This is a genomic window from Bacillus sp. ISL-34, from assembly GCF_018613325.1.
Lineage (GTDB): Bacteria > Bacillota > Bacilli > Bacillales > DSM-1321 > Peribacillus.
The window spans coordinates 242,834-255,515 of the sequence record NZ_JAGGQJ010000004.1 but is presented as its reverse complement, the minus strand read 5'-3'; the positions used below and the strand labels follow the sequence as shown (position 1 = coordinate 255,515).

At 43.1% G+C, this 12,682-nt stretch carries 11 protein-coding genes and 1 other RNA gene; 4 read left to right on the top strand and 8 right to left on the bottom strand.

What is annotated here, in order from left to right; translation table 11 throughout:
- Positions 1-133 precede the first annotated feature (133 nt).
- Positions 134-931 (bottom strand): formate dehydrogenase accessory sulfurtransferase FdhD, encoded by a 798-nt coding sequence (fdhD, locus tag J7E52_RS05015; protein ID WP_214743947.1) that lies wholly within the window; start codon positions 929-931, stop codon positions 134-136.
- A 55-nt stretch (positions 932-986) separates the two neighbouring features.
- Positions 987-1,349 carry a Na-translocating system protein MpsC family protein gene (locus J7E52_RS05010; protein ID WP_063234138.1) on the bottom strand — a complete coding sequence of 121 codons (363 nt, stop codon included), beginning with the start codon at positions 1,347-1,349 and terminating at the stop codon, positions 987-989.
- A gap of 334 nt (positions 1,350-1,683) precedes the next feature.
- Between J7E52_RS05010 and fdhF the strand changes: the two genes are divergently transcribed.
- The gene (fdhF, locus tag J7E52_RS05005) at positions 1,684-4,623 is read left to right on the top strand and encodes a formate dehydrogenase subunit alpha (RefSeq protein ID WP_286197454.1); all 2,940 of its coding nucleotides are present in this window, start codon (positions 1,684-1,686) and stop codon (positions 4,621-4,623) included.
- 18 nt (positions 4,624-4,641) lie between these two features.
- Positions 4,642-5,118, top strand: a complete 477-nt coding sequence (locus tag J7E52_RS05000) for a helical membrane plugin domain-containing protein (RefSeq protein ID WP_063595796.1) — start codon at positions 4,642-4,644, stop codon at positions 5,116-5,118.
- A 134-nt stretch (positions 5,119-5,252) separates the two neighbouring features.
- On the opposite strand, the gene J7E52_RS04995 is transcribed toward J7E52_RS05000, so the two are convergent.
- The 6 genes from J7E52_RS04995 to secG form a co-directional block, all read right to left on the bottom strand.
- On the bottom strand, positions 5,253-6,221 hold the full coding sequence (locus J7E52_RS04995) for a nuclease-related domain-containing protein (RefSeq protein WP_214743946.1): 969 nt from the start codon (positions 6,219-6,221) through the stop codon (positions 5,253-5,255).
- A 223-nt stretch (positions 6,222-6,444) separates the two neighbouring features.
- Positions 6,445-6,806, bottom strand: a transfer-messenger RNA (tmRNA) gene (ssrA, locus tag J7E52_RS04990).
- A 123-nt stretch (positions 6,807-6,929) separates the two neighbouring features.
- Complete coding sequence (gene smpB / locus J7E52_RS04985; protein ID WP_214743945.1) at positions 6,930-7,397, bottom strand: SsrA-binding protein SmpB; 468 nt, start codon at positions 7,395-7,397, stop codon at positions 6,930-6,932.
- 67 nt (positions 7,398-7,464) lie between these two features.
- Positions 7,465-9,822 (bottom strand): ribonuclease R, encoded by a 2,358-nt coding sequence (rnr, locus tag J7E52_RS04980; protein ID WP_214743944.1) that lies wholly within the window; start codon positions 9,820-9,822, stop codon positions 7,465-7,467.
- Positions 9,823-9,852: 30 nt separating this feature from the next.
- Entirely contained in the window at positions 9,853-10,599 is a 747-nt protein-coding gene (locus J7E52_RS04975) for an alpha/beta hydrolase (protein ID WP_214743943.1), read from the bottom strand.
- 141 nt (positions 10,600-10,740) lie between these two features.
- Complete coding sequence (secG, locus tag J7E52_RS04970) at positions 10,741-10,974, bottom strand: preprotein translocase subunit SecG (protein ID WP_034309999.1); 234 nt, start codon at positions 10,972-10,974, stop codon at positions 10,741-10,743.
- 176 nt (positions 10,975-11,150) lie between these two features.
- Here secG and J7E52_RS04965 point away from each other — a divergent pair, with 176 nt between their 5' ends.
- Positions 11,151-11,693 (top strand): hypothetical protein, encoded by a 543-nt coding sequence (locus J7E52_RS04965; protein ID WP_214743942.1) that lies wholly within the window; start codon positions 11,151-11,153, stop codon positions 11,691-11,693.
- Positions 11,694-11,748: 55 nt separating this feature from the next.
- The gene (locus J7E52_RS04960; RefSeq protein ID WP_214743941.1) at positions 11,749-12,573 is read left to right on the top strand and encodes a M15 family metallopeptidase; all 825 of its coding nucleotides are present in this window, start codon (positions 11,749-11,751) and stop codon (positions 12,571-12,573) included.
- Positions 12,574-12,682: the final 109 nt, after the last annotated feature.

Here is a 12,682-nt window from a genome sequence, read left to right as displayed (position 1 = left end):
CCCCGATACGCTTTTCCTTGAATGTTTTATCCAAACTGTACCACAAAAGGCCTGTTGGATATATCCAAGTACAAAAAAGCCCAAGCCATGTTGGCAAGGACCTTCCCATAAGCACCTTTTAAGCGAGGGATGCTCAGTCTTTCAATAGAATTCTTTCAGGGCATGTATAGATATTCAGTGAATCATTACGAATGAAACCGACCGTTGTGATTCCCAATCCTTCAGCCAACTCCAAAGCCAATTCGGTTGGAGCTGATTTCGAGAGTATCAGTTCACACCCGATTTTTGCCACCTTCAAGAGAATTTCCGATGAAATCCGGCCGCTGAACACGATAGCTTTCCCTTCTATCGAAATACCATTTTTCAAGCAATGACCGTATATTTTGTCCAAGGCATTATGCCGACCGATGTCCATCCTGCTTAATACGAGGCCATCGACGTCACATAAGGCGGCATTGTGGACTCCGCCTGTGTTCTGGAAGGTGACGGCAGAATTTTGTAAATCCTTCATCAAGCGAAAGCAGTCATCAGGAGTCAGTTTCACCGAAACATGATCCATTTTCTTGGCAGTCAATGCATCATTCACAAAGACGAAACCTTGTCTGCTCATTCCGCAGCAAGATGTAATATACCGCTTATTTTGAAAGTCCTGGAAGTAAGGATTCACTTTATCTGTCTTCACATGAACAAAGCCTTCTTTTTCCTGGACCCAGATTTCTTTTATCTCATCATATTTTTTGATGATGCCTTCCGAGGCCAAATAACCAATCACCATATCCTCGATGTGCTCCGGTGTACAAACCATCGTGACGAATTCCTGGCCATTTATTTTGACAGTAACGGGATGCTCCGTTACGATCGTATCTTCCGTCCGCTCGATGTTGCCTTTGGCTATCCTGATGATGTCCCTCTTCTTTTCAATCGCTTTCATGTTCCCACTCCTTTTACTATCCAGGAGCCAATTGACCAATATGTAAGGAACATGGTCAATGCCCGTTGAGTTTGTCCGCTATATTCTTATCGAATACGAATACGGAAATCGCTATGTTCTCTTTGATTTTGATGTCTGAAAACAAATGGACAAGTTTAGCTCCAACCAGTTCTTCCATTCCATCAGGAGGACTCTCCGAATACACATCCTGAACCATTTTGGTTCGTGCTGAATGGACCATATCCCTTCCTTCCTCCGATCTTGATATAAACATTTCCGTAGGAGTCAAATTCCCATATAACGTAGAAACGGCCATATTTTCCACGAAAACTGTGTGTATCCGTTCTGGTCCTTTACCGAATAGTTCCTTGCGCAGCTTTCGAATCATATCATTGAATTCATGGATAACTTTTGACACCGTTACGTCACTCCAATTCAAGAAAATTAAGTTCTCAATTTTCTTATCATAAATCAACGCGAGGAAAAACGAAAGAAATTTGGTAATGATACCCTCTTTCCAGGATTGTTTCTTGTTAAAATTAAAGGTATAATATCAAGGAGGAAAGTTGGGAGCATAATAGTGTACTGTTGTGTCCTATCTTTTTTAAAAATTATCCATTATGGTATGGATTGGTATATTGGCAAGCTTTGCTATTAAACTATTCCACCATGACCTACATTTCCGTTCAGAGCCGGAGGTGTGATCATGGTGGTTTTTTTTCGTGTTTTTGGCTATAAAAGGGGGAAATATAATGAGCGATTCAAACATCACCATCAAAATCAATGGGAAGGGTTATACCGCTAATGAAGGAGCGACAATTCTGGAGGTCATCAACCAAAATGAGATAGCTCATCCACAGATTTGTTATGTTCCTGAAGTGGATCCGATCCAAACATGCGACACATGCATCGTCGAAGTTAATGGGAAACTCATCCGATCATGTTCGACAAAAGCAGTGAGCGGCATGGATATAGCCTTGGACTCAAGCAAGGCAAAAGAAGCCCAAACCGAAGCCATGGACCGGATCCTTGAAAACCATTCTTTATACTGTACTGTATGTGATAATAATAACGGAAATTGCAAACTGCATAACACAGCGGAATTAATGGAAATTGAACACCAAAAATATCCTTACACGCCGAAAGTGGAATTGGGTGCCGTCGATATGTCCCATCCATTTTACCGCTATGATGCCAATCAATGCATCGCATGCGGTCAATGTGTCGAAGTCTGCCAAAACCTTCAGGTCAACGAGACGCTGTCCATCGACTGGGAAGCGGAACGCCCTCGGGTAATCTGGGATGAAGGAACGGAAATCAATAACTCATCTTGTGTAGGCTGCGGACAGTGTGTAACAATTTGTCCATGTAATGCACTAATGGAAAAATCGATGCTCGGTGAGGCTGGTTTCATGTCAGGTTTGAAAAACGATATGCTTGAACCAATGATTGACCTTGTCAAGGAAGTGGAACCTGGATACAGCGGGATTTTTGCCATTTCGGAAATTGAAGCGGCAATGCGTGATACACGGACGAAGAAGACAAAAACGGTCTGTACGTTCTGTGGGGTAGGATGTTCATTCGAAGTCTGGACAAAAGGCCGTAAAATCCTTAAAGTCCAACCTACTCATGAAGCACCCGTCAATGCGATATCCACTTGTGTCAAAGGGAAATTCGGTTGGGACTTCGTAAACTCGGAAAAACGGTTGACAAAGCCCCTGATTCGGAAAAATGGAAGATTCGTTGAATCAAGCTGGGATGAAGCACTTGATTTGGTTGCATCCAGACTGGGGTCGATCAAACAGCAATACGGCGGAAATTCAGTTGGCTTCATTTCCTCTTCCAAGATCACGAATGAAGAAAACTATGTAATTCAAAAGCTGGCACGGCAAATATTCGAAACGAATAACGTCGACAATTGCTCCCGTTACTGTCAATCGCCAGCAACAGACGGACTGTTCCGTACAGTCGGCATGGGCGGAGATGCTGGTACGATCAAAGATATCGCCGCAGCAGGTCTTGTCATCATCGTTGGTGCTAACCCGGCAGAAGGCCATCCCGTACTGGCGACACGCGTTAAACGGGCTCACAAGCTTCACGGACAAAAACTGATCGTAGCTGACATCCGCAAAAACGAAATGGCCGAGCGTTCCGACATCCATATAAGTCCAAAACAAGGAACGGATCAAGTTTGGTTGATGGCGGTTACAAAATATATGATCGATCAAGGCTGGCATGATCAAGAATTCATCAATGAGAATGTTAACTTCTTCGACGATTATAAAGAAGTACTTGAAAAATATACCCTGGGATATGCAGAAACACACACAGGCATTTCAAGAGAAACATTGATCCAAATAGCTGAAGCCATTCGCGATGCTGACGGAACTTGCATCCTCTGGGGAATGGGCGTTACACAAAACACTGGTGCTTCCGATACTTCGGCTGCAATTTCCAACCTACTATTAGCTACAGGTAACTACCGTCGCCCGGGAGCGGGAGCTTATCCGCTTCGCGGCCATAACAATGTACAGGGCGCTTGCGATATGGGCACCCTTCCAACATGGCTTCCAGGATATCAGCATGTTACCGATGATGTAGCACGTGCTAAATTCGAAAAAGCTTATGGAGTGAAAATCGATGGCAAACCAGGCTTGAATAATATTGAAATGCTTAAAGCGATAGAAAAAGGCGACATGAAGGCGATGTATCTTGTAGGTGAAGATATGGCACTTGTTGATGCGGATGCAAACCATGTTGATAAAGTGCTATCCGGATTGGATTTCTTTGTTGTCCAGGATATTTTCCTTTCAAGGACAGCCCAATATGCCGACGTGGTATTACCCGGAGCTCCATCCCTTGAAAAAGACGGAACGTTCACCAATACAGAGCGCCGTGTACAGCGTTTATATAAAGCCCTTCCCACTATGGGAGATTCTAAGGCGGACTGGGAGATCACCCAGGAGATCGCCAACCGCTTAGGTGCGAATTGGAACTACGAACATCCTGGTGAAATCTATGATGAAATGGCAAGCCTTTCACCGATATTCAGCCAAGCGAATTACGAGGTGCTGGAAGGATGGAACAGCTTCCTTTGGGGAAGCCTTGATGGATCAAGCACGCCGCTTCTTTATGTGGATGGCTTCAATTTCCCTGATAAGAAAGCGCGCTTTGCACTGGCTGACTGGGTGGAACCTCATAAATTCCCGGAAGAATATGACCTTCATGTCAATAATGGACGCATGCTGGAGCATTTCCATGAAGGCAATATGACGAACAAATCCAATGGAATCCAATCGAAAGTACCTGATATTTTCGTTGAGGTTTCACCTGAACTTGCCCAAGAACGCAAAGTCAGTGATGGCGGACTCGTTCGCTTAGTGTCTCCATTCGGGGCCGTTAAATTAAAAGCCCTGATCACGGACCGTGTAAAAAATAATGAACTATTTTTACCGATGAACTCCGTCGATAAAGACTCTGCCATTAACTTCCTGACTGGTCCTATATATGATCGGCGCACAAGCACGCCTGCTTACAAACAGACGATGGTCCGCATGGAAGTATTAAGCGCAAGCGGAGACATCCCATTACCGGATACCAATCCACGGAACAAAAAACGTCATCCTCAAAATGGTGTCGAGGTTGAACGTAAGTGGGCCCGTCCAGGCTATGTTCACTTAACGGATAAATAAACAAGGAGGGTGAAGATCATGGCAGCTCCTATTACGGAAATCCATAATCCCATTACTGAGGAAGAAATAAAGCTGCAAAAACTGGAAGAACTGAAAACGTTGATCACCGATAATGAAGATGCATTGAACAATATGTTTAAAATCGTCAATGAACTGAATGACTCGGGAGTATTCGAAGCCGCGACCTCCATGCTTCAAGGAAAAGAACAAATTGCCAAAATCGCTCTTCAACAAATCACAAGGCAACCCGTCACAAACCTGATCAATACCCTTATGGGGGCAACAGGAGCCTTGATGAACGCCGATGCCGCACAATCCACGAAACTGCTTAACAGTGCACTTGCTGGAATCGATGAAGGAAACAAATTCCTTCAGGCCGATAAGAAGATCGGAGTTTTGGATTTAATGAAAACATTGAATGATCCAGACATAAACCGGGCGATCGGCTTTGGCGTTCACTTCCTAAAGGGAATGGGCAAGGAATTGAAAGAGTAGAATCGGGACAAAGACTTAAGAGAAGTTCATGCTTCTTTTGAGTCTTTTTTTATCATGTATTACGAAATTTAATAATGCAAAATTAAAGAATAGTTTAAAACAATTAGTCTGATGAGGGCCTGATCACCCAGATATCACTCATCAAAATTCAGGCTGTACACCCTTCCCTTATTCGCACCGGTGCTTGTCAGATTCAATGATTGCAAAATCCGTGTTGCACTGGATGAAGAGGAAATGCTTAAAAAATCCCTCAACTGCCGATTCGTTATAGTCGAGCCAATTAGATAAAAATAATCTCGTAAAGCATGGATATGTGCTGTTTTACTGGATTGTTGGCATTGATTGCAAAGCCATGTGCCATGCCTTCTAAATAACTGATTCCCCTTGCAATTCTCACATATCACTCCTTTTATTAGGTCCTTATCGGTAAGATTGTATCGTTCCAAGATGGAAAAGTCCGCATCGATATGTTGTTTATTGATTACACGGACTGCTTTCTTCAAATGTTTTTCACTAAAACTGGATTCTGTTATGGAATGCTCCATTTGCTTAATTTTAGCAGGAAGTGTATCGCGATGGATAACTTTATAGTGGAGTTCATGGTTTTCAGGAGCTGTACGGATGATTGTTTGGGGATTACTGATGACAATCAATGAAAGGATGGGCAGTGAGGGAAAACCGTTTTTAAAGAACCAATTGGTCAACTGTGATTCCTGGCGGCTGACTTGTATGATTGGATCTGGAAATGCTCTTTCTTTTCCTTCTATCGTTCGAATGAGCTGATAGAAATGAGGATCAAAATAAAGCGACCCTGCCATGTTCTTCACTTCAATGATAAGCGCATATTTCTTGGTGACTAATAAGGTATCCAGCTGAAAAAATCGGGATTGATCCTGCAGCCTTAAATCGTGGAAGATGAAATAGCTTTTCGGTTCAAGAAAGCTTAATGGAAAATCAATCGAACATTCCCCTTTATAGCCCGCTTCCCTTTTTTTGAGATCGTTCATGATTAAGGGAACTTTAGGGTGATTCGGAGGAAGTCTGCACGCTAATGCACGTAATTTGCGGATGGCAAGAGGAACTTTTCGCTTTTTTACAATCAACTTTATCGCTCCAATCTTGGTTTCTCCCAAAGGATTCTACAGCAATAGGGAATATTCCTTTAATTGATAGCGATTGTACAATTTATCTGCGAAATCGGGAATATATCTTCGAAAATGGAGATATATCAACGAAAACTCCTGATTTATCTGCGAATTATACGATTTATCGATTTTTCGACAAAATATAACTAAAAAACAAATAAAAAACCACCAATATATGTATTGGTGGAGACGGTGGGAGTCGAACCCACGTCCAGACATAACGGCACTTAAGCTTCTACGAGTGTAGTCGATATATTCGCATTTCGCGAACTCATTAGCCTATCGACAGGCGGCAGAGCAGCTAGTCTGATTGGTCTCTTCCTTCATCCTCAGACGGTGGATTCCGGCGTATCCCACTTAGAGTGAGTCCCTTACCCTACCACGTGGGCCATGGAGGGAGGAACAGCTATCGACTGTTATTAAGCAGCGAAAGCTAGGTTGTTGTTTTGTTTGCCAGTTATAGGCGTTGACGTTTTAACGAGGCCGATCCCCTCGACTCGCAACTTAAGCTCGAACTATCCCTGTCGAATCCGTAACGTCCCCATGATAGAAATGGAGCGTACGAGAGAAGAATAGTCAGCATGTTGGCTGATATTCAATTGTCATCGGTACAGGATTAATTATAACAGATTGGTTCAAAAAATCAATTGTAAGGTCTTGGCAGTTCTACATCTTCTGCCGATCACGGAAAGCCCGTTCGATATCACGTTTCGCTTCCTTCTTCTTCAGGTCTTCGCGCTTGTCATATTGTTTCTTCCCTTTTCCAAGTCCGATTAAAACTTTGGCAAAGCCATTCTTTAAATACATTTTCAATGGGACGATGGTGTAACCTGTTTCCTTTGTTTCACCGATCAGTTTACTGATTTCTTTCTTATGCAAAAGAAGCTTCCGTGTCCGCAACGGGTCATGGTTAAACTGGTTTCCCTGCTCATACGGGCTGACATGCATATTATGAAGATAAATTTCACCATTTTCTATTTTAGCAAAGGCATCCTTCAAATTCACTCGAGCGGCACGGATTGCTTTGATTTCGGTCCCTTTTAAAACGATTCCCGCTTCAAAAGTTTGTTCAATAAAGAAATCATGATAAGCCTTTTTATTTTGTGCAAGTTGTTTACCTGAGCCTTTTGGCATCTAACTCTCCCCTTTTTACATCCAATCGCGGCAAGAGGATGAACTGATCATCCTCCCGCCTCAATCTTTATCTCTTTTTTGGTTTTCTCTTGCGCTTGGCAGCTGGCGCATTTTCAAAGAATTTTTTCTTCTTTTTCGATTTTTTTCCAGAAGAAGGCGAATCTCCTTGACGGCCTCCGCCTTTTCCTTCATTACGTCCCCCGTTGCCGCCACGGCCGCGTTTACGTTCACCTGAATTGGCTTTGAATATTTTCTTCTCGCCAGATGGACGCGGGCGGCTTACCTTCATGCCAATAATTTCAAAATCGATGGCGCGCTCCTCTTTATTGACGTTGGAAACACGTACGTCGATTTCATCGCCAATCCGGAACACATTGCCGGTACGTTCCCCGATCATTGCAAGCTGACGCTCATCGAAGCGGTAATAATCATCCGTCATGAAGCTGACATGGACAAGTCCTTCTATGGTGTTCGGCAGCTCGACGAACATCCCGAAATTCGTGACCGAACCAATGATCCCGGTATATTCTTCGCCAATTTTATCCAGCATATATTCCGCTTTCTTCAGATCATCCGTTTCCCGTTCAGCATCGACTGAACGACGTTCACGTTTCGATGTATGATCGGCAATCTCAGGTAAAATGGCATTCCATTTCTCCTTCGTAGCTTCATCCAGTTTACCTTCCACCAAGTAGGTCCTGATCAGCCTGTGCACGATCAAATCCGGGTAACGGCGAATCGGCGATGTGAAATGTGTATAAAACTCAGCAGATAAACCAAAGTGGCCTAAACTCTCCGGATCATACTTCGCCTGTTGCATGGAACGAAGCATGACGGTTGAAATGACCGTTTCTTCCGGTTTACCGGCAACTGCCTCAATGATTTCCTGTAACGCCTTAGGATGAACGTCATTGGCCGATCCTCGCACAATATATCCGAAATTCGTAATGAATTCGAAGAAACGCTGCAGTTTTTCCGGCTTGGGATCTTCATGAATACGGTATATGAACGGAACGTCAAGACGGTGGAAGTGCTCTGCAACGGTTTCATTTGCTGCAAGCATGAACTCTTCAATCAGCTTTTCCGCAACCGACCTTTCACGTAAAACCACATCAGTCGGATGGCCCTCTTCATCAACGATGACTCTTGCTTCATTGAAATCAAAGTCGATCGCTCCGCGGTTCATCCGGTTCTTGCGAAGGATGGCAGCTAATTTCTCCATGTCCTGGAACATCGGCACCAACGCTTCATAGCGTTCGAGCTGTTCTTCATCTTTATCCACAAGGATTTTGTTCACATTACCATATGTCATACGTTCCGTCGTCTTAATGACACTTTCAAAAATCTCATGGTTGACGACTTTGCCATCTGGCGTGATTTCCATTTCACAAGAGAGTGTAAAACGATCGACTTGTGGGTTCAAGGAACAAATGCCATTCGATAAACGATGCGGGATCATCGGGATGACCCTGTCCACCAAATACACGCTCGTCCCTCTTTCCAAGGCTTCCTTATCGATTGGTGATCCTTCCTTCACATAATGGCTGACATCAGCAATATGAACACCCAGCTTGTAATTGCCATTTTCAAGTTTGGAAACGGTGACGGCATCATCCAGGTCCTTTGCATCCGCCCCATCAATCGTGACCAAAACATCATTGCGCAAATCCCTGCGGCTGCCGATTTCACTTTCTTGAATGGTATCCGAAACGGCATTGGCTTGCTCCATGACGTCATCCGGGAACTCCATCGGCAAACCATATTTATGGATCACGGAAAGAATATCTACACCAGGATCATTCTTATGCCCAAGAATTTCAATGACTTCGCCTTCAGCACTTATGCGTCCTTCAGGATAAGAAGTAAGCTTGACGACAACCTTATGGCCCTCTACTGCTCCATGTGAAGCATGCTGCGGAATGAAGATATCGTTTGCGATCTTTTTATCATCAGGGATGACGAAACCAAAACTTTTACTTTCGGAGTATGTACCGACCACTTGTGTAATTCCGCGTTCAAGAATTCTGATGACCGTGCCTTCTTGCCTTGAGCCCGATGTTTCCGAAGATACCCGTACCATGACGACATCTCCATGCATCGCTGTACCCGTTTCATTTGGCGGAATGAAAATATCATCCATTCCTGGGTTATCTTCAGGTGTGACAAAGGCGAATCCCTTTGCATGTCCCGTTAATTTACCGCGGAACAAATTCATTTTTTGCGGCAGGCCGTAACGATTGCTCCTCGTTCTGACCACCAATCCCTTTTCTTCCATCTTTACTAAAGCCTTGACGAAATTCTTGAAATCTGCCGAGTCTTCGATTTTCAAAGCCTCTTCCAGTTCTTGTACCGTCAACGGCTTATACGCTTCATCCGTCATGTATGTCAGAAGCTTATTAATATGTTCTTGAATGTTATCTTCCATGAAAACCCTCCTATTCAGGGTATATTTTTGTTATTCGGACCAATCCAGGCTTTCTAAAAATTCCAAAACATCTTCATGCAGCTGGTCTTTTTCTTTATCAAGAGTTATGACATGACCGGATTCTTCATACCACTTGATTTGTTTGACCGGTGATTCAATGGAATCAATAATAATATCGGCACTTTTTGGATTGATAACATCATCATGCCGGCCCTGCACGACAAATGTCGGCGCGTAAATAAGGTCGACGTGCTCCCGCACATCCGTTATCAATCCCTGAAGGGCTTTCAATGTATTCATCGGTTTATCGGCAAGGAGGTCCATTTCAAGCTCTATTTGCTCTTGAGTTTTTCCTTCATACTTCTTAAATTCTCTGGCGTACTCCAATACTCCTTTAAACATCATCTCTTCACTTTTGATATACATAGGCGCACACATTGATACGATACCCTTTATAGGTACAGTGTAACCTAATTTAAGAGAAAATACGCCTCCTAATGATAGTCCGGCAACAGCAATTTCTTCATGGCCTTTGCTTTTCAGGAAATCGTAGGCCATCATGACATCTTTCCACCAATCTTCAGGACCCGTTTTCACCAGCTCCTCTGGCGGTACGCCATGTCCTTTATAGTGCGGGGCATGGCAGGTGTATCCCTGTTTCTCCAAGTAACGGCCAAGCATCCGTACATCCGCGGAATTCCCCATAAATCCATGTAAAAGTAAGACAGCTCTTTTTCCGCCTTCAAAAGTAAAGGGCTGCTGCAGCTTTATTTTCATGACTTTAAGCTCCTTTATCAGTAAATAGAATTTTTAAAAATCCCTATCCTATAATTAAGTACTAAAATCACTATATCTATTCATGCAACTATTGTGCAAAGAAAAAAGCCTAGCTATTTAGCTAGACTCATTTTTGATCCATTACACATCAAAGTATGCAACAAGTAAAGTTAAAGCAAAGAATAAAATCGCCAATACTATTGTTGCACGATGTAAAACCAGGTCCAAACCTCGTGCCTTTTGCTTTCCGAATAGCTGCTCGGCACCGCCGGCAATCGCACCTGATAAACCTGCACTCTTACCTGATTGAAGCAATACCGTCACAATGAGGGCGATACTGACAATCACTAAAAGCGTTATGAGAAATGCATGCATGCAATTACACCTCCTGAAGAACCAATAAACAATTACTTTAACTTTACCACACCCAATAAATATCCACAATCTTTGTTATACTATGATGGTAAGAATTCCTAAAAACCCATAGTCATTTATTTCTTTTTGAATCAAAGTTTGAGATAATTTGCATAAATAGAGAAAGAGGTGTCAACATGTTTAAGTCCATACTCCGGATTCTTGATCTCCTGACCATCCTATTCTCGGCGGTTGCCGGCTATTCTTTATGGACAGGCGGAAGCAATTTTATCAGTGTCCTATTAATCATCCTATCACCGCTTTTATTGCTGCTGGCAAAGTATCACGGAAATCGATACTTATTATTTGCTGCATATATAACGACAACCATTTATTTTACTGCTATTATTTATAATGGACTTTCCAATAGCGGTACCGATTTTTTTCAATCAAGCTTCAATGTCCTCCTGATCGGGGCAGCAGCCGCCTTGCTGAGCGTCATAGCAGCGGTCATTGGGTTTGGGACCAATACTCTTACGATTCTTTGGTTATCGCTTCACGCCCTTATCACATTCGAGACAATCAGGATGTCATCTGGTTTCCTTTCGAGCTTTTGGTCTGATCCCGTCGTGGAAATAGCAGTCCGTAATGATTATCCATTTTTATTGATGGTCGTCTGGATTGGCTTATTTCTTGATAAATATCAAAGTGAATTAACAAGGGATTACTTATCACGATAGTTTCACAAAACTACCTTTATTGGAAATCTTATATTAAAAGCAAGGGGCCTTTCATATGTTAAAACCTATAATTGCAGCAACTGCTCTATCATCTTTCATTCTGATGGCTGGCTGTTCATCCGACCTGACAAGCGAGCATGAAAAAGAGCAAAAAGAAGAACAACCGAGCTCCCAGGAAACGGAGACAGAAACAGACAAGAATGATGATTCAAAAGAACCGGCCCAACGCCAGGTGGAGGTTGATGAAACGTCTAAACCCGCTCAGGCTGGCCTTCAGACGTTAGCCCACCCGGAAAGCATACCTGTACTTGTAAATAAGCAATACAGCCTGCCTGAAGATTACAAACCTGATGACCTTATCTACCCAAAAGTGGATTTCATCTTTGAAGATAAAATCGAAAAAAGAATGATGCGGGAAGAAGCGGGAAAGGCTCTTGAATTAATGTTCCAAGCTGCCGAAAAAGATAATATGCACTTTGCCGGCGTTTCCGCTTACCGCTCACACCAAACACAAATCACGGTCTTTAATAACTATGTGGCTAAGGACGGGGAAGAAAAAGCGAAAACCTACAGTGCAATGCCTGGGACAAGCGAGCATGAAACGGGCCTAGCGATTGATGTCACGACCCACGATGGTGCATGCGCTGCCCAAGACTGTTTCGGTGATACGAATGAAGCGGCCTGGCTTGCTGAACATGCACATGAATACGGATTTATCATCCGCTACCCTGAAGGCAAGGAAAACATCACAGGTTATAAATACGAACCTTGGCATATCCGCTATGTTGGTGTCGATACCGCAACTGAAATCTTTGAAGCGAAGATCACATTGGAAGAATACTATAATGCGGTACCAGTGGAAGCTGTATCGAATAATTAAAAAAAAGGTGCCCGGATGCGGCACCTTTTTTTTATTAATCAAACGTTTGATTAAATCCATTCATCTGCTAATAAGCTAGAATCAGTGACTAGTTTATAGGCATAAAAAA